At 65.5% G+C, this 23,665-nt stretch carries 17 protein-coding genes; 8 read left to right on the top strand and 9 right to left on the bottom strand.

The genetic code is table 11. From position 1 onward, the window contains the following. Positions 1 to 36 precede the first annotated feature (36 nt). The 5 genes from HND55_02730 to HND55_02710 all read left to right on the top strand — a co-directional run bounded on the left by HND55_02730 (position 37) and on the right by HND55_02710 (position 4,981). The gene (locus HND55_02730; protein QKK01663.1) at positions 37 to 432 is read left to right on the top strand and encodes a hypothetical protein; all 396 of its coding nucleotides are present in this window, start codon (positions 37 to 39) and stop codon (positions 430 to 432) included. Between the two features lie 63 nt (positions 433 to 495). Next, positions 496 to 1,689 carry a hypothetical protein gene (locus HND55_02725; GenBank protein ID QKK01662.1) on the top strand — a complete coding sequence of 398 codons (1,194 nt, stop codon included), beginning with the start codon at positions 496 to 498 and terminating at the stop codon, positions 1,687 to 1,689. A 182-nt stretch (positions 1,690 to 1,871) separates the two neighbouring features. Next, a complete protein-coding gene (hflK, locus tag HND55_02720) occupies positions 1,872 to 2,918 on the top strand; it encodes an FtsH protease activity modulator HflK (GenBank protein QKK01661.1) in 1,047 nt (348 codons plus the stop codon). After that, positions 2,915 to 3,856, top strand: coding sequence for a protease modulator HflC (gene hflC / locus HND55_02715; GenBank protein ID QKK01660.1), 942 nt, complete (start codon positions 2,915 to 2,917; stop codon positions 3,854 to 3,856). The genes hflK and hflC overlap by 4 nt, the downstream gene beginning before the upstream one ends. A 321-nt stretch (positions 3,857 to 4,177) precedes the next feature. Further along, complete coding sequence (locus HND55_02710; protein QKK01659.1) at positions 4,178 to 4,981, top strand: hypothetical protein; 804 nt, start codon at positions 4,178 to 4,180, stop codon at positions 4,979 to 4,981. Between the two features lie 54 nt (positions 4,982 to 5,035). On the opposite strand, the gene HND55_02705 is transcribed toward HND55_02710, so the two are convergent. Both HND55_02705 and HND55_02700 read right to left on the bottom strand, forming a co-directional pair. Then, the gene (locus tag HND55_02705) at positions 5,036 to 5,362 is read right to left on the bottom strand and encodes a hypothetical protein (protein ID QKK01658.1); all 327 of its coding nucleotides are present in this window, start codon (positions 5,360 to 5,362) and stop codon (positions 5,036 to 5,038) included. 22 nt (positions 5,363 to 5,384) lie between these two features. Beyond that, a complete protein-coding gene (locus HND55_02700; GenBank protein ID QKK01657.1) occupies positions 5,385 to 7,415 on the bottom strand; it encodes a tetratricopeptide repeat protein in 2,031 nt (676 codons plus the stop codon). Positions 7,416 to 7,897: 482 nt separating this feature from the next. On the opposite strand from HND55_02700, the gene HND55_02695 reads away from it, so the two are divergent. Then, positions 7,898 to 9,067, top strand: a complete 1,170-nt coding sequence (locus HND55_02695; GenBank protein QKK01656.1) for a capsular biosynthesis protein — start codon at positions 7,898 to 7,900, stop codon at positions 9,065 to 9,067. Further along, the gene (locus HND55_02690; protein ID QKK01655.1) at positions 8,961 to 10,160 is read left to right on the top strand and encodes a glycosyltransferase family 9 protein; all 1,200 of its coding nucleotides are present in this window, start codon (positions 8,961 to 8,963) and stop codon (positions 10,158 to 10,160) included. The genes HND55_02695 and HND55_02690 overlap by 107 nt, the downstream gene beginning before the upstream one ends. Positions 10,161 to 10,272: 112 nt before the next feature. On the opposite strand, the gene HND55_02685 is transcribed toward HND55_02690, so the two are convergent. The 4 genes from HND55_02685 to HND55_02670 form a co-directional block, all read right to left on the bottom strand. Next, positions 10,273 to 12,177: a DEAD/DEAH box helicase gene (locus HND55_02685; protein QKK01654.1), complete on the bottom strand. Its 1,905-nt coding sequence runs from the start codon at positions 12,175 to 12,177 to the stop codon at positions 10,273 to 10,275. Positions 12,178 to 12,386: 209 nt separating this feature from the next. Further along, entirely contained in the window at positions 12,387 to 15,446 is a 3,060-nt protein-coding gene (locus HND55_02680; protein QKK01653.1) for an efflux RND transporter permease subunit, read from the bottom strand. After that, entirely contained in the window at positions 15,443 to 18,748 is a 3,306-nt protein-coding gene (locus HND55_02675) for an efflux RND transporter permease subunit (GenBank protein QKK01652.1), read from the bottom strand. The genes HND55_02680 and HND55_02675 overlap by 4 nt, the downstream gene beginning before the upstream one ends. Positions 18,749 to 18,832: 84 nt before the next feature. After that, positions 18,833 to 19,942, bottom strand: a complete 1,110-nt coding sequence (locus tag HND55_02670) for an efflux RND transporter periplasmic adaptor subunit (GenBank protein ID QKK01651.1) — start codon at positions 19,940 to 19,942, stop codon at positions 18,833 to 18,835. 308 nt (positions 19,943 to 20,250) lie between these two features. Between HND55_02670 and HND55_02665 the strand changes: the two genes are divergently transcribed. After that, positions 20,251 to 21,846, top strand: a complete 1,596-nt coding sequence (locus HND55_02665; GenBank protein QKK01650.1) for a tetratricopeptide repeat protein — start codon at positions 20,251 to 20,253, stop codon at positions 21,844 to 21,846. Positions 21,847 to 21,916: 70 nt separating this feature from the next. Here the strand turns inward: HND55_02665 and rimI are convergent, their stop codons facing one another. From rimI to pssA, 3 genes are read right to left on the bottom strand one after another with little or no spacing between them, the layout of a single operon-like run. Next, the gene (gene rimI / locus HND55_02660; protein ID QKK01649.1) at positions 21,917 to 22,396 is read right to left on the bottom strand and encodes a ribosomal protein S18-alanine N-acetyltransferase; all 480 of its coding nucleotides are present in this window, start codon (positions 22,394 to 22,396) and stop codon (positions 21,917 to 21,919) included. Next, entirely contained in the window at positions 22,396 to 22,860 is a 465-nt protein-coding gene (locus HND55_02655; protein QKK01648.1) for a hypothetical protein, read from the bottom strand. Before HND55_02655 ends, rimI begins: the two co-directional genes overlap by 1 nt. Then, positions 22,847 to 23,635 carry a CDP-diacylglycerol--serine O-phosphatidyltransferase gene (gene pssA, locus HND55_02650; protein QKK01647.1) on the bottom strand — a complete coding sequence of 263 codons (789 nt, stop codon included), beginning with the start codon at positions 23,633 to 23,635 and terminating at the stop codon, positions 22,847 to 22,849. The genes HND55_02655 and pssA overlap by 14 nt, the downstream gene beginning before the upstream one ends. Between the last annotated feature and the right edge of the window lie 30 nt (positions 23,636 to 23,665).

Genomic DNA, 23,665 nt, shown 5'->3' with positions numbered 1-23,665 from the left:
TGATATGCCGGAGTCGACTGCGGCCGGGAGCATGCAGTGGCGGATCATGTGAATCGGGGTAATGTTTGTGGTCGGTCGCGCGGGTGCGGGGCGCATGGAGTCGCCTGGCTGCACCGGCGACGCCGGCCGCTGGTGCTGGCCATTTCCGGGGTATTGGCCCTGGGGCTGGCCCATTCGGCGCGGGCCGATTATCCCGCCGTGGTGCAATTGTCCGAACTCACCGGCGCCAACGGCTTCAAGCTCGACGGCGAGGCGGTGAATGACTGGTCCGGCCGCTCGGTCAGCGCCGCCGGTGATATCAACGGCGATGGCATCGATGAGCTGATTATCGGAGCATTATTGGCCGATCCTAATGGCAGCTCATCCGGGCGCAGCTACGTGGTGTACGGAAGAGGCGATTCGATCTTCGCCGACCGCTTCAAGCTCGAGTAGTGGTCCTCAGTTCGAAACTTCTGCGAATTCATGCCGGTCAGCGAAGAAAACGAACGTTCAGCGATGCAGTCAAACGCGAAAAACCTCGAGAGTCGTCGCCTGCGCCGGATCATGGGGCCAATACTGGTCGCTGCGTGCCTGCTTTCGCCGCTTGCCGTAGAACATGGATCGACCCGGGACACCGCGAACTCTCAGTTCGAGGCGGGCAGACTCGCCAAGCAGGCGCCGTTTTTCGGCCTGCCCCGCAACCCCTTCCACCAGCCATTCGCGTCGAACTCGATCTGGAACCACCCGATTGGCACCGAGGCCGAACGGGTTCCGGCCGAGCTGAGGGCGTCGACACAATTCGGCGTGTTTGTCGAGGAGGAGATCATCATCCTCAAGCCGCATGCACCATTGACGCCGATTTACGAAAACCATGCGGACTGGCAACCCGGTGCCGATCGCACTTCCCGGGACGGTCCGCTGCTTGCTCGCCTGCCGATCCCGGGCCATTTCACGACGCGCGACCACGTCGGCGCCACACCGAACCATGCTGCCGCCATTCTCCGCAGAAACGGCCGTACCCTGCACAACTCACAACCGTTTACCCGCGCACGAGCCGGGGAATTCGCCACCTCGCACTACGTCTATCCGCCCGGCGATCTTTACGGGCCGGGACGAAGCGGAGCCCACGGCGGGAGCGGTCTGTCTGCCCTCGGTGGCACGATTCGGCTGGGTGAACTGGTGCCCGGCGGCAGGATCCCGCACGCACTGAAGCTGGTCATCGACGGACGCTGGCTCCACTATTGTAACGATGCCACGCCAGGCTGGCGCTGGCCAGCGAGCAAGGCCGACGGGCATGCGTCTTCTTGGACCTACACCGGTGACGTGCCGGCACTGGAAATGGGCGCTCTGCTGGCGCTGCCGCCGAACTTCCCGATCGAGCGCCTGAGTACCGAGCCGGGGCGAATCGTGGCCCGGGCCTTACGGGACTACGGCGCTTATGTCTGTGATAACGCCGGCTGGGACGCGTACTACCTCGCCACCGAATGGAGCCCGGACGGGCGCGTCATCGATGAATTTCACCGCGTCTGGGGTTTCAGTTTCGTGATGCCCGATACCGGCCACCCCTGGTCGCTGGATTTCGCCCTGTTGATCGAGGCACTGCACGTGGTCGACAACAACGGCCCGAACCGCATCGGTGGAGGCGGTGTGCCTCGTCAGCCACTGCCGCCTCCACTGAGAAGGCCGCCCACTCGCCTGAAGGCTCGCTGAACCGAGTGCATGTCACACGCCACCAGCCATTCGTGCTGCGGGCACAGCGCCTCGGGGGCCCAACGCTCAAGGCGGGGCCAGTGCTGATTATTATTAACCCGGCAGCAACGTGAATCGCATTCAGCCGGGTTAAGGGCATAACGGTTACACTGGTGGACTAAGCTTTGAGAGAGTGAACAATCATGATTCAATCCGTCAAGACAAACGGCCGCGGCCAGCAAGGCCCGCCCGATCTGACCGCAATTCTGGAAAAATTCACCGGTGGTGGTGGTCCTTCGGGCAAAGCCATTATCGGCATCGTGATACTGATCGCACTGATCTGGGGCGCATTCGGCGCGTTCTATACCGTCCAGCCCGAAGAGCGGGCGGTGGTCAAGCGCTTTGGCGCGGTCATCGGCATCACCGACCCGGGCCTGCACTTCAAGATTCCGTTCGGCGTCGACCAGATCCAGCGCGTCGCCACCGAGCGCGTACTCAAGCAGGAATTCGGCTTTCGCACCCAGGGCACGCGTGCCGGCGCAGCCTCCACCTACAGCAGTCAGAACTTCGAGGCCGAATCGCTGATGCTCACCGGCGACCTGAACATGATCGACGTCGAGTGGGTGGTCCAGTACCGCATCGCCGATCCGATCAAGTTCCTCTATCAGATGCGTGAGCCCACGCGCACGCTGCGCGACATATCCGAATCGGTGATGCGCCGTATCGTCGGCAACATGCTCGGCTCGGAGGTGCTCACCATCGGACGCGTGGAGATCCAGCAAAAGGCGCAGGATGAAATCCAGGCCATCATGGACGGCTACGACGCCGGCATCCGGATCAACACGGTCGAAATGCAGGACGTGGTTCCGCCGCCGGCGGTGCAGCCGGCGTTCAACGAGGTCAACGAGGCGCGCCAGGAGCGCGAGCGCATGATCAACGAGGCGCAGAAACGCGTCAACCAGGAAATCCCCAACGCCGAGGGCGTGGCCCTGCGGACCGTGGCCGAGGCCCAGGGCTACGCGACCGAGCGCGTCAACCGGGCGATGGGCGAGAGTGTCCGGTTCACGGCGGTTCTGAACGAATACCTCCAGGCGCCCGAGGTCACCCGCTCCAGGCTCTACCTGGAAACCCTCAACGAGGTGCTGCCCAATATCGGCCAGGTGCTGGTCGTCCAGGACGGCCAGATCTCGCCGCTGCCGCTGCTCGATGTCAACCGCAACGCCGCGCCGCGCGCCGGAGGTGAACAATGAAGCCGATCATCCTTGCAATCGCCGCAATCGCATTGATCGCTGGCGGCAACTTCGTGTTCTACACGATTGACGAAGCCGAGCAGGCCATCATCGTCCAGTTCGGCGAACCTATCGGCGGCGTGATCAGCGAACCGGGACTGAAGATGAAACTGCCCTGGCAGAACGTGCGTCGCTTCGACAAGCGGCTGCTGGTCTGGGACGGCGACGTCACCCAGATTCCGACCCTGGGTCGGGAATTCATCCTGGTCGATACCACGGCGCGCTGGCGCATCGCCGACCCGCTGCTGTTTTTGACCAGCGTGCGCGACGAGGCCGGCGCCCGGACGCGGCTCGACGACATCGTCGACTCGGTGGTTCGCGACATGGTCTCGTCGACCGAGCTCGAGGAAATCGTGCGCTCCAAGGACTGGGAAGTCGACGTCGACAACCTGGCCGACCCGGCAATGGCCGACCGCGGCGACATCAACCTCGAACAGCAGCCCAAGCTCGGCCGAGAACTGCTTGAGACCGAAATCCTCGAGCGCGCGCGCGATTCCATGCCCACCCTGGGCATCGTGCTCGACGACGTGCGCGTCAAGCGGGTCAACTACATCGATTCGGTGCGCAGGCAGGTCGAGAACCGGATGATCGCCGAACGGCAGTCGATCGCTGAGCGATTCCGCTCCGAGGGCCAGGGCCGCAGCCAGGAAATCCTCGGCAACATGGAACGCGATCTTCGACGCATTCGCTCGGAAGCCGAGCGCGAGGCCGAGGAAATCCGCGGCGAAGCCGATGCGGAAGCCACGAAGATCTACGGCGAGGCCTTCGGCGCCGACCCGGAGTTCTACTCGTTCTTCCGCACGCTGGAAAGCTACCGGGCGCTGGGGCCCAACGCCACCATCATGCTCAGCGCCGACTCCGACTTCTTCCGTTACCTGGAAGAGTCGCAGGTGCAGTAAGCCGATCGCTCCATCTTCCCCCGCGCCGCGGGGGAAGGTGATCTTGCCCCAAGCGGCAGCGAGCCGTCGGGATCTTCGATGGCTACTTCTGTCATCGAGTTGCAGGTAACGGTTGCCGTCCATCGGCAATGGAATCATGGGCGCCTGTGTCCTTGTTTTGGCTTTTTGCAGGCTTGCCGGCTTTTGCTGGTTTTTGCATTATTTAGCACCAAATTCGCTGCAATTTATCGATAACCTCGCGACTCCAGGGCGCCCATTTCATACGGTTGGGGTGAAGCCGCGGCATATTGCCCGGCCGAAGCGCCAAAAGGAGAGTACGACATGAAAACACGTGATTTCCAACGATCGAACACACTGTCCGCACCGGCGTGGCTGCTTTGCGCGGCCATGACGGTTGCCTCGACTACCCCGACAGAAGCGTCCGACGGACGCATCTTCTGGGTGGGCCCCGAAGCGTCCTGCGATCACGCAAGCATCCAGGCAGCGCTTGCAGATGGTGCAGGAAGCGCTGCCGGTGACGAGGTACGCGTTTCTCTGAGCTACAGTCACTCGGGCATGGTCACGATCGGAGGCGACCTCACCCTGCGGGGCGGTTTTGAGTCCTGCCGGGGTCAAGTCACAAGCGATCGATCCGCGCTCTACGCGCCGCCCATGGACCCGTTATTCGTCCTTGAAGCCGGGCACCGGCTCGAGCTGCTGGATCTGCGGCTGGTCGGAGACAACAGCGGACCAAGGGACGGCGGGGTCATCCGGATGCAGCCAGGCCGGATTGTGCTGGTGCTGGACGATGTGCTGATCGAAAACGGCAACGCTGTGCGCGGCGGCGCGATCTTCATGGCGGGCGACGGCAATCGGCTCGAAATGAACGAGACCCAGATCGCCGGCAACACTGCGGTGACCGGTGGCGGCGTCTACTGTGCGCGCGGCGCCGAGCTCAGCCTGCATTCCGGCCGGATTGAGGGCAATTCGGCCACGCTGGCCGGGGGCGGCATCTATGTCGAGGCAGGATGCAATCTGCCGGACGAACCGAACAGGTTGTCACGGGTGGTCGCCGACAACCACGTCACGAGCGACCAGTTCGGTTACGAAGTGGGGGTGGAGCTGGCCACGGCGGGATCCCGGTAAAGGGTGGGACCGACCGCCAGCAGATGCCACGCTGGCGGTCGGTTGTTGTCAATTCTAGTCGTGGCGCTTGACCTTGATGCAGGCGACCGGCGCACCCGCGAGCACCCCGGGAATCGCCGCCCGCTGCGGCTCATCGGCGGCGACGATGGTGAAAGGGTAGGCGTTTTCGGTCAATCGCTCCCGCAACGGCAGGCGATGGCGCTCGCCGCCTTGAAGCTCTACCACGAAGTCTCCGGAACGCAGCGGCGAACGTTCGTCACGGCTGGACGAGAAGGCCACTATCACGCGATGCGGGTAGTCCTGCAGATCGATCATGAAAGTCTCCCCGGCGATCACCACGCCATCTTTGGCATCGATGCAGATTTCCTCTTTCGTTGGCATTCAGGGTCTCCTTGTGTCGTGTTCATCGGTCGAATAAGGGAAGCGAACCCAGGTCGGGGTCGGCCTCCAGAAAGGTCCGCGGATAGCCCAGCTCGATCGCATGTTGCGCCCATTGCGAGGCCTCGCCGATCAAGTCGAGCGCTTCATAACCCAGCGCGATGTCGAGCGCGACCTCCTCGGTGATTTCCCCGGTCAGAGCGCGTTGTATGGCCGCCCGGCCGGAATCTGTGTCACCCAGGCGGATGCCGTAGACTCCGATGGAAGCGTGGAGCTCGGCGTCGTTGGGGCGAATCGACAGCTGCTGTCCGGCCAGCTCGACTGCCTTCTGGTAATAAAGCCTTGCCTGTTCGTCCGAGCAGTCCGGCGCATGACGGCAGCTGTCGCCAAGGTTGCCCCATATGAAGTAACCGCCCGGATTGGCGGCTGATGCCTCAAGAAACAGGCCGTGGGCACGCGCGAACTGGCCGGCAAGATAATGGCTGGCGCCGGCATTGTTAAGGGCCAGCCCCGCGTCGCCATCATGCGGAATGGCCGCCTCGAAGACCGCCGCGGCTTCATCGAATCGGCCCCGGTAGAACAACGCAACCCCGAAATCGATCCGGTACTTGGAATCGTGCGGCACCAGACTGATCGCTCGCTCGAAACGGGGAATCGCCTCGTCGAACCGGTTCTGCCGGCCAAGGAAAAACGCGTATTCACTCAGGATCTCCGCGTTGCCCGGCTCGAGGGCAGCCGCGATGTCGAAGTGACGATCCGCCTGCGTAGTCCGATCCCGCTCGGCCAGCACTTCGGCCAGCTCCAGGTGGGCCAGGGCATGCTGCGGAAAGTCCGCCACGGCGTCGCGGAGCTGGCTTTCCGCGAGCTCCATCTGGCCGGTCATCTGCAACAGGTTGCCAAGCTCGAGGCGGGCGGTTAAATGATTGGGCGAGAGGTCAATGGCGCGACGGCACGACTGCAGCGCGAGATCCAGTTGGCCTGGGTGTTCATCCAGGTCGAGCAGTCGCCGGTGTGCGGTGCATTTCGCCGCCTCGGCCTCGACGAACAGCGGTTCACGGGTGAGCGCCTGGTCAAGGCGCTCGAGCGCCTCGCCCACGATGCCGGAATCCCGGGCGTGGCGAAGCATTTCGCTAGCCTGGAGGTAAAGATCGTAGGCGACGGGATCGTCGGTGCTGACGTCGACCGCGGTCGCGATCTCCGCCGGCACCAGCTCAGTGCGCAACTTGCCGGCAATGCTCCTTGCGATTTGCTCCTGGGTGTCGATCAGATCACTGCCCCGGAGATCGAAATCCCCGGCCCAAAGTTCGTAGCCGCTGGCGACCTCGACGAGCTGAGCGTTTACCCGAAGGCGGGCGTCGTCACCACTTACGCTGCCTACGATGACGTGAGTGGCGTCAAGGGTCTTGCCGATCGAACGAATATCATCCCCCGGATCCTCGCCGAAAGAAGCGATGCGACTGACGACCTGCAGATGCGGCACCTGGGCGAGCTTGTTGAGAATCTCGGCCGACAGGCTCCGGGCCAGGTAGGTTCTCTCGGCCTGAGGGCGGTTATCGCTGAACGGCAGGACGGCCAGCACCGTCGGAGCCGGGGTCGATCCCGTTGAAGCTGGGTCGACCCACCATGTGAGCGTGATCACAACCACGGCCACGGCAACCGCCGCCAACGCCCAGACCGAAGCACGCACGACGATCCCGTGCCCGGAATCAGCGGCCGGGGCGCGGGCGTCCGCCTCATCCGCCCTGGCCTGCGCTTCGAAGATGAACCCGCGCCGCGGTACAGTCCGGATGATCTGGTGGTCTTCGTCCTCAAGGACCCGTCGAATATCGATGATGCACTGGGTCAAAGCACCGTCGGTGACCACCGTGTCCGACCAGATTGCCTCCATCAGCTCGTCTTTCGAGACCAGCACGCCCTGATGCTCTATCAGATGCATCAGGACTGCGAAGGACTTCGGACGCAGGTAAAGCTCTTCGTCCGCTCGCGACACGGTACCGCGGTCGACATCGACCCGGTAGTCGTCGAAGACGATGATCCGATGGCCTTGAGTGCCCACGTGCCGCTCACCCGTAGGGAACCCTTTGATGATATCCCCGGTTCCGTTGCATGTACAAATCCGATGAGGACTGCATCCGGCCGCCGCCGTCTTCAAGGCGCTTTTCGATCAGGACGCACTCGCCTTCTTCATCACTCGATGCAGGCATCGACCAACAGCAGCTCCGGCCATGTTCCGGGGCAACGCACAGATCTGTCCGATATCAGGATTCCCGAATTGCCGTCCGCGTTCAGGCAGCCTGGTGCCGGATACAGGGTGCCGATATCGAAACGTCGCTGAGCGCTGTCCGGAGACCGGCCACGCCATTGGGTCGAAGCTCAATCCGGCGGCAATGCAGATCGGATTCAGCCGTGCGAAGGCGACCTGGGCCCATGACCATTATTTGCCCGCATCGAACCGGAGGAGGGCAGCGGAGCAGGCCTCATCACGCTGTAACAGACCTCTTGCATGCTTTCGATGAACTTGCACCCGATTCGTCAGCCATGCAACGCAAGATTCTGCTGTTGTACAACACGCCCAAGGCGCGACGCTACTTCACTGCCTTGCGCAGGAACATTCCAGAGCTGAATCTCCGTGTGGCCGGGATTGGCGTGCGTGGTGGCGCAGCGTTACCCGCTGAATTCAAGCGCGAGATCGCCGCCTACACGATGGCCCGCAAGTATGTGCGTGAGCGTATCCCGCCATGGCGCCTGCACCACCTGCAGGCGATACACGACCGTTTTGCACGCTGGCATTTCCACGCCGCGCTGGCGCGCATCCGCGCGTCGCGGCCGGACGCGATTGGCGTCTGGGGCGGGCAGTCCATCGATGTACGCGCCGCGCTGCGCGCCGCCGAGTGCCTGGGCATACCGCACTACACTTTTGAATGCGGCCTTCTGCCAAGAACGACGACCTGCGATCCACGGGGAGTCAATGCGGACAACTCCGTGCCGCGGGATCCTGCCTTCTACGCGTCCTACCGCGGCAAGGTCGCATTGCCGCAAACGCTGTTGCAGCGACCATCATGGCAGGCGCGCGAGGCGGTTTCCGAGCTGCCCGAGCGCTACCTGTTTGTACCCTTTCAAATGCGCCTGGACAGCCAGGTGCTGCTGTATTCGCCCTGGGTGCGCGATATGCGGCACCTGTTCGAGATCATCGCTGAGGCGGCCCGCGAGGCGGTCGGTGACGCTGTCGCACTGGTGTTCAAGAGACATCCGTCTTGCCGGGCGCCCTACCGCGAGCTGCGACGCGCCGCCGATGCGTTGCCCAACGTCATGTTCGCCGACGGTAACCGGGCGCAGGAGCTGATTGACGGGTCGGAAGGCGTAATCACCATCAATTCCACCGTCGGGATTGAAGCACTGCTGCGTCGGCGTCCCGTGCTGACGCTGGGTCGCGCCTGCTACGCCGTTAGCGGTGTCGCCGGATCGGCGCGCACGGTGGGACAGGTTGCAGCCTGGATGCGCGCCGTGGCTGCAGGTCAGGCACCACCCGCGCCGCACCGCGACGCATTTCTGCGCTATCTTGCAAATGAATACTGCATTCCCGGTCACCACAAGAGCCCGGATGAGGCGCATTTTGCCGCCATCGGTGAACGCCTGTCGGCGCATCCCGGGGCCGTCGCGCCGCCGATCCCGCTGGCGGAGAGGCGCCGTGGGCTCGTCTCGATCTGAGCAGACGGCTGCAGCATGCCTGCCGCAGCCGCGGCGCGTGTGCCTGATTCGCCTGTCGGCGCTTGGTGACGTCACCCATCTCCTGCCGATCGTGCATACGCTGCGGCAGGTCTGGCCGGAGACTGCAGTTACCTGGGTCATCGGCCGGCGTGAATATCGTTTGGCAAGTCTCCTTCCCGACATCGATTTTCGTGTACTCGACAAGAACGCAGGCTGGCGCGGCTACCGCAATCTGCGCCGCGACTTGCTCGGCGATTCCTTTGACCTGCTCCTGCTGATGCAGGTATCGATGCGTGCGCATCTGGCCAGTCTGTGTGTGCGGGCGCAACGGCGGCTGGGTTATGACACGGTGCGCGCGCGGGATCTGCACGGCCTGTTCGTGAATGAGCGCATCCCGCACCGCGACCGCGAACATGTGCTCGATGCCCAATTCGGCTTCCTGGAGCATCTGGGAATCCACGAGCGCCACATGGACTGGACGCTGCCGATCCCGGCGGCCGACCGCTGCTGGGCTGAGCGGCAGCTCCCGGGGGCGCATCCGACGCTGTTGATCTCACCGGCATCGAGTGTGGCACTGCGCAACTGGCCGGCCGGGCACTACGCGGCAGTCGCGGCGCACGCGCAGCGCTCGCACGGGATGCGCGTGGTCTTGTGCGGCGGTCCGAGTGCGGCTGAACGTGCGTTGGCCGACGCGATCAAGGCGGCGATGCCGGGCCGCACTTTGATCGACCTCGTCGGCCGCGATACCCTGCCGCGACTGCTCGCGCTGTTCGAGCGTGCCACCGTACTGCTTGGCCCGGACTCCGGGCCGGCGCACATGGCGGCGATCACCGACACCCCGGTCATCGGTCTTTACGGCGTCAGCAACCCCGCCCGCTGTGGGCCCTACAAGAGCATCGACTGGTGCGTGGACGGATACACCCCTGCCTGCGAACAGATCCTGGGATGTCCGGCCTCGGCGCTGCCCTGGGGCACAAGGATCGAATCACACGACGCCATGCGAATGGTACCGGTCGCCGCTGTCTGTGAGCAGCTGGATCGACTCATCGCAGCGCAGACGCCCGAACCCGCACGGCATACCCGAAGCGCCTGAGAGCGCCGCGCCAATCGCGCCGAGGATCAGGTCAAACCGGCCCCGGACAAAGAGACCCGGGCACCCGGATTCTGTCGAACCGGGGATTGTCCCGCTCTGTTTAGTTCTGCTTTCAGGTCCCCTTGCGCGACTTGAACCGGGCCTTGCGTTCGGCACGCGTTCGGGCCGGGCGCGCTGGCCTGGGCTTGTCCGGTTGATCCGGTTTCTTTCTTGTATCCCGCCCACCCTGATCTCGCGACTCGTTCTTGTCAGGCATCCGGGGTCTGTCCGCCGGCGCTGGCTTGTCGGCCGGGCGCTTCGGGTTTGAGGCGGCGCGAGCGGGCTGGCCCGGCCCGGGCGCGGCCTGGCCGGACCCGCCGGCATCCAGCCTGATCAGGAGAGGCCGGCTGGCCACACGCACTGTGCGCAAATGCCCGAGGGTCTCCGCGGCCAGGTTGGCGGGAAGATCGACAGTGCTGAAATCATGCTGGATATTGATCCGTCCGATCTGGCTTGAATCCAGCTTGGCCTCGTTGGCGATCGCGCCGACGATGTTGCCGGGCTTCACCCCATGGCCTGCGCCGACCTCGATGCGATAGCGGACCAGGTCGTCATTGCCCTTCGGCCGGGGCGCGGTGTCGCGGCGCGATGGTGCACCCTGCCCGCGCGGCGCCCGCCCTGTTTCCGGGCCCGATTCGTCGACCGGCTCACGGTCGTCGGCCAGCCTGCGCGCATTGCCGCGCGCAAGCATCGCAAGTGCCGCGGCCAGGTCTTCGATGGAGGTATCCAGCGTGTCCAGTGTCTGCTCTACGGTCTCCCGTCCCGCGTCCAGCCCGTCGCTCTCGAGTGCGGCCTGAATCCGCGCCTGGAAGCGGACCAGGCGCTGGGCGTTGACATCGCCGACGGTCGGCAGCGCCATGGGCTCGATCGGCTGGCGCGTCGCGCGCTCGATGGCCCGCAGCATGCCGCGCTCGCGCGGGGCGACGAACAGGATCGCCTCGCCCGAGCGACCGGCCCGGCCCGTGCGGCCGATGCGGTGGACGTAGGCTTCCGTGTCGTGCGGAATGTCGTAGTTGACGACGTGACTGATGCGTTCGACGTCGAGACCGCGGGCGGCCACGTCGGTGGCCGCCAGGATGTCGATCTCGCCGTTTTTCAGACGATCCACGATCTGCTCGCGGTTTTTCTGCGGCACGTCGCCGTTGAGGGCGGCTGATGAAAACCCGCGCGCTTCCAGGCGCTGGGCAAGCTGCTCGGTCGCGATGCGCGTGCGGGCGAACACGAGCATGGCGTCGAATTCCTCGACCTCCAGGATGCGCGTCAGCGCATCGAGCTTGTGCACGCCGCTGACCATCCAGTAGCGCTGCCGGATATTGGTCGCCGTGGTGGTCTTCGAGCGGATCGTGATGTGCTCGGCCTGGCTCATGTGGCGTTCGGCGATGCGCCGGATCGGATCGGGCATGGTCGCCGAGAACAGCGCTTTCTGGCAGCTCGCCGGGATGCGTTCCATGACGTCGCGCACGTCGTCGATAAAGCCCATGCGCAGCATTTCGTCGGCCTCGTCGAGGACCAGGGTCTGGAGCCTGTCAATCCTGAGCGTGCCCTTGCCCAGGTGGTCGATGATGCGCCCCGGCGTGCCAACCACCACGTCGGGGCGGCGCTTGAGCCCGTTGAGCTGCGGCGCGTAGGCCTGACCGCCGTAGATCGGCAGGACGTGAAAACCGGGTAATCCGCTGGCGTAGGTTTGAAAGGCTTCGGCCACCTGGATGGCCAGCTCGCGCGTCGGCGCGAGCACCAGCGCGGCCGGACGAGACTCGCCGGGCTTCAATCGGGCCAGGATGGGCAGCGCGAACGCGGCCGTCTTGCCGGTGCCGGTCTGCGCCTGGCCGAGCACATCACGCCCGGCCAGCAGCGCCGGAATGGTCGCAGCCTGGATCGGCGACGGCGCCTCGTAACCGAGCGCTTGCAGCGTGGTCAGAAGCTCGGCGGGCAGACCCAGGGCGTCAAAGCCCGGCTCGGAGCCGTTGGGATGAGACATGATTCGAAACCCGGACAGAAGGGTCAATGATACTGCCCAGGCCGACCCCACCGCCCGAATTGGCCGCAAATTCGATACGAGACCAGGTCAGTCCGAAGCGCTGGACCACCCCCTTATCGCGCAACGGCCTGACGCCAGCTGTGTTTTCCGCACACCCGGACATGAGCCGCTTCGCGCTGACTCGGTGTCGCACAGCCCACCGGGCGTGTTCAGCGGGAGGCGCGCCGGGCGGACAGCTGGCCGGCCCGGAACAGAACCCCGCGCGTCCAGGCCCGAAGCCGATCCAGCAGCACGTAGACGAAGGGCACGACGACCAGGCTGACCACGGTCGAGAAGGCCAGGCCGCCGATGACTGCCCGGGCCATCGGGAAATACGGCGGACCGCCGCCGCCAATGCGCGTCTGGCCGAGCGCGAGCGGAATCATGGCCAGGATCGTGGTGGCGGCGGTCATCAGGATCGGGCGCAGGCGATCGCGGCCGGCTTGGATGACCGCGTCGTCGCGGGCCATGCCGCGGCGCCTGAGGTTGTTGACATGGTCGATGAGCACGATGCCGTTGTTGACGACGATACCCATCAGCACCAGCATGCCGATCATGGCCATCAGCGACATCTCGGTGCCGGTGATGAGGAAGAACCAGAACACGCCGACAAAGGAGAACACAATCGAGGTGATGATCGAGGCCGGGAACAACGTCGACTCGAACAGTGCCGCCATAACGATGAAGATCAGCGCGACGGCCAGCAGCATGTTGAACACCATCTGGGTCATGGCCTGGTCTTCCTGCTGAAAGGCCTGGCCGAAACTCCAGCCGTAGCCAGGCGGCAGGGCAACTTGCGCCATCATGGCGCTGATGGCCTGGCGCGCCTCGCCCGCCGAGAGCGCGTCGAGGTTCATGTTGACGTTGACGCTGGTGCGCCGGTTGAGCCGGAAGACATTGGTCGGCGCGGAAACCGTCCTGAACTCGGCCAGCGACGCCAATCGGATGCGCTCGCCTTGCGCGTTGACCAGCGGCAGGTTGGCCAGCTGCGCGGCGCTCTGTCGGTCGCCGCCGTGGAAGGCCAGGCGCAGGCTCATTTCGCCGTCGGGACCGCGAAATTCGTTGAGCCGCTCGCCGCGCATGGCCACGGCAACGGCCTGCGCGACCTGCTCACTCGACAGCCCGTGGCGAATGGCGCGCAGGCGATCAATCCGCACCTGCACCTCCTCGGCACCGGCGCTTGCCTCCGAGCGCACATCGACCAGACCCTCGACACTCGCCAGCACGCGTGCGACCTCCTCGGACAGCTCGAACAGGCGCTCGCTGGACTCGCCGTGCACGGTCACGCTGAGCGATTCGCCGCCGCTGCCGCGCTGGGGCTCGAAGCTCGGCCGGCCGATGGCGATCGCCGGCAGGTTCTCGCGAATGCGCTCACGAATGCGCTCGTTGGATACGTCGCGTTCGGGATCGAGGATCAGCGTGGTCTCCGCGCGGTCTTCGCTGTAGTAGCTGTAGAGCGATTCGAAGCCGAAGCGTGCCTGGTTCTCGCGCAGGTAGTCTTCGATGCGATCGACGTCGCGCCGAACCCGCTCGAGCGAGTAGCTGCCAACCACGTTGTAGTGCAGCATCATCCGCTCGCCTTCGGCCTGCTGAAACATGTTGGTCTTGATCTGCCCGATCGGCACCACGGCACTGGCCAGCAGCGCGACCACGGCCAGGGCCGTGATCCAGCGATGGCGCAGGCTGATGTCGAGCAATCCGGCATAGGCATCGGTCAGACGATTGAGCCAGCCGCCGGCCTTTGGCGGCGGTGGCGCAGGCACCTTGAGGGTGAGCAGGGGGATGATGGTCTGCGAGATCAGCAGCGAGGCCAGCAACGCCACCGTGATGGCGTAGGCCACGAAGGACAGGAAGGCCGTGATCTCGTTCTGGGCGCCAAAGATATTGGGCAGGAAGACGATGATGGTCGTCAGCGTGCCGGCGGTCACGGCCATGGCCACTTCGCGCACGCCGATGAGCGTGGCCCGGGCGGGCTGATCGGGAAAGCGCTGCCGGCAGCGGTAGATGCTTTCGGTCACCACGACCGAGTTGTCGACCAGCATGCCGATGGCCAGCATCAGCCCCATCATGGTCAGTATGTTGAGCGTCAGACCCAGGAAGTACATGGCGCCAAGGGTGATCAGAATGGCCGCCGGCACCGACAGCATCACGATCAGCGTGGTGGCCCACTGGCGCAGAAACACGTAGAGCACCACCATCGACATCAGCGCGCCGAGCAGGCCGGCCAGGGCGAGATCCCTGAGCGACTGCACCACACCCTCGGCCTGGCTGAACATCACGAACAGGTTGATGCCTTCCATCTCGGACAGTTCATTGATGGCCTCGACCTCGGCCAGCACGGCGCGGCTGACCGCCACCAGGTTGGCGCCGCTCTCGGAGAACACGCTCACGCCGACCGCGAAGCGGCCATCAAGCAGCCGCTCGTAGCGGCGCGGCGGCGACTCGATGCTGACTTCGGCAACATCGCCGAGCCGCAGGCCACGGTCGTTGATCGGCAGCCGACGGATCTCGTCGATTCCGGAGAAGGTGCCCAGCGGCGTCACGCGAAGCCGTCGGCCGGCGGCGAGGTCGTCGACGTAGCCGGCCGAGACCGAAAAGTTGGCCGCGCGCAGGTGCGCTCGCAGCGCGTTGATGTCCACGCCGTGCGCGGCCACCCGATCGGCGTGCAGCAGGATGCGCAGCTCGCGCGGCTCGACACCGTCGATCACGACGCTGGCCACGCCCTCGATGCGCTCCAGGCGCCGGCGCACGTTGCGGTCGAGCAATTCCCAGGCGTCGCTGAGATCGCTGCTGGCGCTGATCCGCAGGCCCAGGATGGGATCATTGGTGCTGGTGAACCGCCGCACGAAGACGTGATCGACGTCGTCGGGCAGGCGATGGCGAATGCCGTCGACCTTGTCCTTGGCCTCGACGCCGCGCGCGTCCATGTCGGCGTCCCAGTCGAAAAACACGGTCACCACGACACTGTCCGGACCGACGTTGGTCATCATCCGCTGGATGCCGGCCATGGTTGCCAGGGCTTCCTCAACCGGGCGGGCGATCAGCTGCTCGACCTCCTCGGGCGAGCTGCCGGGATAGGGAATCTCGATCATCATGCCGGGAAAATCGACCTCCGGGAAGAACTCCAGCGGCAGCAGCCGCGTGGCCAACAGGCCGAACACGGCCAGGCTGACAAAGACCATGCAGGTGGTCACCGGGCGCCGGATGGCCAGGCGCGGCAGCCGGTTCATGGCGCGCTCGTTGCGACTTCGGTCGCGTGGTCGTCGGCGGCCGTGCGCCGCCGGTCGAGCAGGCTGTAGACGACCGGAATGACAACCAGGGTGAGCGCCGTTGACAGCAGCAGGCCGCCGATGACCGCCACCGCCATCGGCGCGCGCATTTCCGACCCCTCACCCAAGCCAAGCGCCAGGGGCAGCAGCCCGAGCACGGTGGTCAATGTCGTCATCACGATCGGCCGCAGGCGCGCCTGGCCGGCCTCGACGATGGCGCTCTCGCGCACCATGCCTGCCTCGCGCAGCTGGTTGATGCGCGTGACCAGCACGATGGCGTTGTTCACGACGATGCCGGCGAGCATGATCACGCCGATGAAGACCACCACCGAAAGGGTCGTGCCGGTCAGCCACAGCGCGAACACCGCACCGGTCAGCGCCAGCGGAATCGTCAGCAGGATCACGAAGGGGTGCAGCAGCGATTCGAATTGCGAGGCCATGACCAGGTAGACCAGGAACACCGCCAGGGCCAGGGCGAGGACGAGCGAGCCAAAGGCGCGCTGCATCTCATCGCTCTGACCAGCCACGCGCGCGCTGACGCCGCGCGGCATGGGAATGGCGTCAATGATCGCGCGCGCCTCGGCGGCGGCCGAGCCCAGATCGCCGAAGCCGGCCTCGGCCGAAACCACGACCACGCGCTGCTGCCCGACACGGCGAATCTCGCCAGGGCCGATTGCGATGTCGATGTCGGCCACGGCAGCCAGCGTGACGGGGCGCTCGGCGTCGGGATTGACCACCAGCCGGCCGATCGACTCCGGCGAGGCCCGCTGCTCGTCGAGCGCGCGCACCCGCACGTCGATTTCGCGCTCGCGGAAGCTGAAGCGGGTGGGCACGTCGCCGCGCACCTGCCGCACCACCGTGTCGGCGATCTGGTCGGCTCTCAAACCGAGTCGCGCGGCACGCTCGTGATCAAAGCGGATGCGGATTTCCGGGTAACCTTGCTCGGCCGAGGAGCGCACGTCGACAAAGCGCGGCGACTCGTTCATGCTCCGGGCAATGCGGGCAGCCACGCCGGTGAGCTGCTCGAGTTCGTAGCCGGCCACTTCGACTTCCAGCGGCGTGGCCAGGGTAAACAGTTCGGGCTGGCCGATGGTGTAGTCTACGTCTGCTCGCTGGTCCAGGTAGTCGCGCAGGGCGGCCTGGACGGCCGCGCCGTCGGCGCCCGGTTGCAGCACCACGTTGAGCGTGGCGCGGTGCTCGCCGGCTTCCTCCGGGTTGGCGTCCATGCGGTCTCCGGCGCCCACCAGCGCGTCGGTGCGCTCGACCTGCGGCCAGCCGCGGGCCACCTGTGCCAGCCCGGCAACGAGCTCGTCGGTCTGCTCCAGCGGCGTGCCGGGGCCAAGCGAGATCTCCACCCGGAATTCACCCTGCTCAAGCGCCGGTACGAGCTCCATGCCCAGCCTCGGCAACAGGGCCATGGCCAGCGCAAAGAGACCGAGCGCCAGCAGCACCGTGCGGCCGCGGCGCCTCATCGAGGCCTCGAGCACGGCCGGATAGGCCCTCGCAAGCGCATCGTAGCCCCGGTTGAACACGGCCACCACAGGCTTGAGCAACAGCCCGGTCAGCTTGCCGGCACCCCGCAGCAAACTGGCGACCAATCGCACGATCAGAACAGACAGTCCGGTCAGGGCGCCGTGCAGGCGGGCACGCAGACGCGCCATCCAGCCGCCGGGCCGGACAGCATCGTTGACCTCCGGCGGCAGCTGTCCGCCGACGCGATTGCGCGGCGCCTCGCCCAGTGAGGCCAGCATGGGAATCAGCGTCAGCGCCACGGCCAGGGAGACCAGCAGCGCGAAGGTCACCGTCAGGGCCTGGTCGCGGAACAGCTGTCCGGCGATGCCGTCGACAAAGGCCAGCGGCAGGAACACGGCGATGGTGGTCAGGGTGGCGGCCACGACTGCGCCGGAGACTTCCCCCGCCCCTTCCCGGGCGGCCTCGATCAGGCCCTGGCCCTGTTCGCGCTTGGCCGCGATGTTCTCGAGCACGACGATGGCGTTGTCGACCAGCAGGCCGACGGCCAGGGCGATGCCGCCCAGCGACATGATGTTGAGCGTAACGTCTGCACCATACATGGCGGCGAAAGTGGCGACGACCGAGATCGGAATCGCCAGGCCGATGACAATGGTGGCCCGCGCGCTTCTGAGAAACAGATAGAGCACGCCGATGGCCAGCAGACCGCCAATCAGGGCAGCCTGAACGACTTCGTTGATGGCGCTGCGGATGAACACGGACTGGTCGTAGACGCGGGTCAGCGCCAGGTCGGCAGGCAGCTCGGCGCGGATGCGTTCCAGTCGCTGCTCGACCGCTCGAGCCACCGACACGACGTTGGCATCGCCTTCCCGGTACAGCGCCAGCTCGACCATCTCCTGACCGTCCACGCGGGTGATGGCGTCACGCTCGCGCCAGCCCTCGCGAACTTCGGCAATGTCGCGCAGGCGGATCGGTTCGCCATTGCGCGTGGTCACGATCAGGCCCGAAATTTCGTCAACGGTCTGGAATTCGTTGATGGTTCGCACCAGGAACTGCCGGGTGCCCTCTTCCAGCCGGCCGCCGGACAGGTTGACGTTCTCGGCGCGGAGCCGCCCGGCGACTTCGGCCGGGGCGAGATCGAGCTGGGCCAGGCGGTACTGGTCAAGCAGCACCTGGATTTCGTCTTCCAGGCCGCCGGAGACCGTGATCGCAGCCACGCCCTCGATCGACTCCATGGCCTTCTTGAGCCGCTCCTCGGCGTGGCGTCTGATGATGCGCAGCGTCGCGAACTCGTCGGTCTCGTCAGCCGGCAAAATCCGGCTGGCGGCGTCGGCCTCGCGGGCAGCCTCCGAGCTGTCGCGCGAGAGCGCGAAGCGCATCACCGGTTCTGTGGAGGGATCGAAGCGCAGCAGCAGCGGGCGATCGGACTGCAGTGGCAGGGTCAGCCGCTCGATCCGCTCGCGCACGTCGATCGCGGCGCGGTCCATGTCGCTGCCCCAGGCGAATTGCAGGGTCACGTCCGACTGGCCTGTGCGCGAAATCGAATGCACGTGGCGCACGCCCTGGACGACGCCAACGATTTCCTCGATCGGCCGGGTAATCAGATTCTCGATCTCACCCGGGGCTGCGCCGGCAAACTCGGTGCGAACCGTCAGCGTGGGATAGGCCAGATCCGGCAGCAGGCTGACATCGAGCCTGGACAGCGACACCAGCCCGAACAGCAGCACCGCCAGGGTGAACATAGCGATGGTCACCCGCCGGCGCGTGGCGAGACGGATTACTGAGGCATTCATAGGCAGGGACTCATTCAGCGCGCCTTGTGAGCGCACACGTGCGAAGCCCTGAATGCGCCCTTGCTAGTGAATGTCTCAGTGCGTTCATGACGAGGCATCCACCGATTCCATGTGCTCGGCGATCGCTTCGGCGCGAATCGCCTGCGGCGGCTCGCGATGAAGCACCTGTACCCGCGCGCCGCTTCGGAGGCTGGCCTGGCCGGTCACCACAACCGACTCACCCGGCTCAATACCGGCCTCGATCTCGTAGTCGCCGTTGTTGCGATAGCCGACTTCCACGCTGCGGCGTTCGGCGGTGTCGTTGGCGACGACGAACACGGTCGCCTCACCATCTTCCATCAGCACCGACTCGACCGGCACCAGGACCGCCTGTTCGCGCCGGTCGTAGACGATATCGAAACGGCCGAACATGCCGGGACGCAGTCGGCCGGAGTCATCGCGCAACTTCACGGTGACGCGGAAGGTGCCCGAGTCGGCGTCAATCACAGGGCTGATGCGATCAATCACGCCCGTGAAGCGCTCGCCTGGAATGGCGTCGGCGCCAAGCGTCGCCAGCTGGCCGGCGGCCAGTCGGGTCAGCTCCCGCTCGGGCACGTGCAGCGTGGCGATCAGCGGATCGAGCGCGGTGACCCGGAAGACGGGTTCGGTGGTCGAGACCATGTTGCCCACTTTGACCATGCGCTCCGAGACCACTCCGTCGATGGGCGCTGTGATCGTCGTGTAGGAGAGCTCCAAACGGGCCAGCTCGAACGCGGCCTGCTGGGCTTCGAACTCATACTGCAAGCGTTCGAACGCCTCGGTGCTGATCATGTTGCGCTGGTGCATTTCGCGCTGGCGCTCCAAATCCTGGCGCAGCCGCCTGAGATCGGCCTCGGCGCGGGCCAGCTCCAGCTTGAGCCGTTCGTCGTCGATGCGGGCGAGCGCATCGCCGGCACTGACCCGGTCGCCCTCTTCGGCTTCGATGGCGGTAATGCGGCCGCTGACGCGCGGAACCACCGCCGCCTCGCGATCGGCCTCGAGTGTCGCCGTGGCCGAGTAGTAGGCCTCGATCACATCCTGGCGGGCGGCGACCGCCTCGACCGGGACGGTCGTTTCATCCTCCGTGCCCTCATTCGGGGCAGGTGCCTCGTTCGAACCGCACGCCGTCGCAAAGCCCAGACTCGCGACCAGCAACAGTGCCAGCGTCTTGTTCATGATGCGCCTTGCCTTTGGGGAGAGCCAATTAAGTGTGTTGGTGAACTATAACACCAGGATGGTAGGTCGTCATGGGCCAGAAGTCATGGTTGCCGGAGCAGGTCGCCGACCACCCGTCCAAAGCGCGCGATCCATGTCGGGCTCGATAGCGAGATCTCAACCGGCAAGCCGCGCGGCCCGGCAGCAAGCGGCCCGCGTGATGTCCCGCCAGGATCTATAATGAAGCGGTCTGCACTCCCGAATTCCCGGCACCTGCATGGCCCGGCCGGGCCACCCGTGGTTGCCTGAAGCAATTGGCCGCCAGCGCATTGAACACGACACAACGCAAGGCTCTGCTCGACCGGGCTTACGCCGCGCTCGGCCGCGGCGAGATTCGCCATGCCGGCCCCGCGGCCGAGCGCCTGGTGCAGCAGTTCCCCGACTATGCGCCGGGCTGGGGTGTGTTCAGCGAGGTGTGGTTGCGCTGCGGCGAGGCCGCTCGCGCCCTCGATGCGGCGGAAACCGCCCGCCGACTGGCACCCGATTCGGCAGCCCTGTCGGCTCAGCATGCCAAGTGTCTCGTGTTTGACGGTCGCTACCGCGAAGCCGGGGACGCTGCCCGGTCCGCGCTGTCGCTGCAGCCGACCGATCATGCAACGCTCGACACGATCGGCAACGTCTTCAGCCGTCTGGGCGAGCACGAGCGTGCTCTGGAGGTGTTCCAGAGGGCTCTGGAGCGGGCGCCCGACGATCCCGCGGCTCTGTACAACCTGGCCACTTCGCTGATGTTCTTCGGGCGGATCGACGAAGCCGGGCAGCTGATCGAGCGCACACTGGCACTCGACCCCGACGACTGCCTGGCCCTGCACAGCCGCAGTGTGCTGCGCCGGCAGACCGAGACGGACAACCACGTCGACGAACTTCGGGCGAGGCTGGGGGGCAATCTGTCGTGGGTTGCAGCCAGTCATGTGCATTACGCGCTGGGCAAGGAACTCGACGATCTGCGTCGACCGATGGAGGCCTTTGACTCCTATCGGCAAGGCGCCGCGATCATGCGGGAACACATGCCCGACCGAACGCCCGGTGAGTTCGACGACCTGAATACCGTGGCAGACGCGCTAGCAGACGGCCTGCTCGATCGAATCGCGGCCTCCGGGCATGACAGCCAGGAACCGATCTTCATCATCGGCCTGCCGCGGACCGGCTCGACGCTGGTCGAGCGAATCCTCGGTGGTCATCCTGGGGTCTTCGCCGCCGGTGAACTGCACAACTTCCGGTCCGAGGCGCAGCGACTTCTGGGGGTCAAGTCTGCCGCACAGGCCTACCGGCGCCTGATGACGCATTCCACGGCGTTCGATCCCGCCCTGCTCGGGCAGGCCTATATTGAAAGCACGCGTCCGCGCACCGGAAAAACGGAGAGATTCGTCGACAAGATGCCGCGCAACGACCTGTGGGCAGCACTCATTCACCGGTCGCTGCCCGGGGCGCGCTTGATTCTGACGCGCCGCAACCCCATGGATACCGGATATGCACTGTTCCGGACCCGGTTCAATACCGGATACAGCTTCAGCTACGATCTCGAGCAGATCGGTCGTTATCTGGTGGCGCACCGCCGCCTGACGAGGGCGCTGGAGGACCGGCTGCCGCGTGAGTCACTGTTGACGCTCGACTACGAGGCGCTGGTTCGCTCCCCTGAAGCGCAAAGCCGTCGCCTCCTGCAGCATTGCGGCCTGGAATGGCGGCAGGACGTCCTCGATATTCACCGGCTGGACACCGCGGCCGCCACCGCCAGCGCAGTCCAGGTGCGCCAGCCTTTCCACACCGGTTCGATCGGCCGGTGGCGGGCCGTCGCCGAACGGCTCGAGCCGCTTCGGCGCGTGCTCGTCGAGGCAGGCATTGATCCGGAAGGAAACGACCAGGCTTGATCGGCTTGCTCGGCACCGACGGCTGCAACGTATCGGCTCGTGTCGCTGCGCGCCGAATGGCCGGATCGGTTCATTCCCGCTGCTGGCGATCCAGATGCAGCACCATCACCACAGCATCTTCGCGACCATTGCGGGCCGGATAGTAGCCCGGTCGACGACCGATGACGCGAAATCCCCTGCTGCGATACAGCGCGACGGCCGCGGCGTTGCTCGGTCGGACTTCCAGAAACAGGCGACTGGCCCGGTGCAGGAGGGCCTCGTTGATCAGGTGTTCGAGCAGGGTTGCCGCCAGACCTTCGCGGCGGCGATCAGGATGAATGCACAGATTGAGCAAATGTGCCTCTTCAAGGGCAATCGAGACGATGCCGTAACCGCAGCGAGCCTCTCCGTCCAGCAGCACACGGCAGGTATAGCCCACGCGCAGGCAGTCCTGGAAAATCCCGCGACTCCAGGGAAACGGATAGGATGCCGTCTCGATGGCTTCCACGTGGGCCAGATCATCACGCTTCATCGCGCGCACGGTCAGTCGAGGCGACAGAACGGCAACCATCAGTGATCCAGCAAGGAGGACAGAACCTGCCAAAGCCGTTTGCGCGCGCGGCCGCTGCGCGCAAGCTCGTCAAGCGTCGGGACACTGGGAAACGCGCGCTCGCTGCAGCCGCCGGGGAGCGGACCGAACGCCAGCACGTGCCGAATGCCCTGGTCAGGCAGCTCTCCGAGCGCCAGACCGGCTGACGCCGAGCGTGCCCACTGGCCGAAGCGGCAGCGTTCGGTGCCAATCACGGACGTGATGTCGGCCAGCAGCGTGGCGTGACTCCCGTCCCAGGGACGCGACTGGACCAGCAACCATTCACCCGACGCTGAAGCCAGCCGGATACGCAGACCCTGATCGTCGCTCTGGGCGATGCCGTCGGAACCGGCAAGCCGCGATCCGCGCGTTTGATCCCGGCGCACCCAGACCTCGATTCCGAGTGCGTTGAGCCGCTGCAGGGAATCCCCGTCAGTGATCGCCATCGCGCTGCTCCCGGCGCCGTCTGCGACGCTGATGGTAGCGACCGCGCCCGGTCATGACCGGGCCGGACAGTACGTACAACAGCCCGACGGTCAGCAGGACCGCCGGCAGGTCAACGGCCAGCAGAACCAGCAGAACCAGCAGCAAGAAGATCCACGCGAAAGGCACCCGGTCTCCGCGCGGTCCGGCCTTGAAACTGTAATAGCGCACGCGCGAGACCATCAGAGTGCCAAGCAAAATGGTCATGACCAGCAGTGGCCAGGCCAGCAGCGTCGGTGGGATATTGCGGTCAACGGCAAACCAGACCAGAGCCACCAGGGTGCCGGCAGCAGCCGGACTGGCCAGACCCTGAAAATAGCGTTTGTCGGCGACTCCAGCCTGGGTATTGAACCGGGCCAGGCGCAGGGCAGCGCAGGCGCAGTAGAAAAACGCTCCGAGCCAGCCGATCTTGGCGGCCACGGTTTGCGGCTCGCCCAGCGAGTCCAGGGCCCAGGTAAACACCAGCACCGCCGGTGCCATACCGAAGGAAATCATGTCGGAGAGCGAATCGTACTGAACGCCGAACTGCGACTGGGTGCCCGTCAGCCTGGCGACCCGACCGTCGAGTCCGTCGAGCAGGCCGGCAATCATGACCGCGATGCAGGCGGCCACCGGTTGGTCCCCGATCGCCGAAACCACCGCGAAGAATCCGGCCATCAGGGCACCGGTGGTCAGCGCGTTGGGCAGCAGAAATGCCCCGCGCACCGGAATCTGTTCGGATCGATCGTCGTCAGCCATCGAAATGCAGCCGAAAAATGGGAAGGGACA

The organism is Pseudomonadota bacterium (assembly GCA_013285445.1).
Classification (GTDB): Bacteria; Pseudomonadota; Gammaproteobacteria; order Xanthomonadales; family Wenzhouxiangellaceae; genus Wenzhouxiangella.
This window is presented reverse-complemented; position numbering and strand designations above follow the sequence as displayed.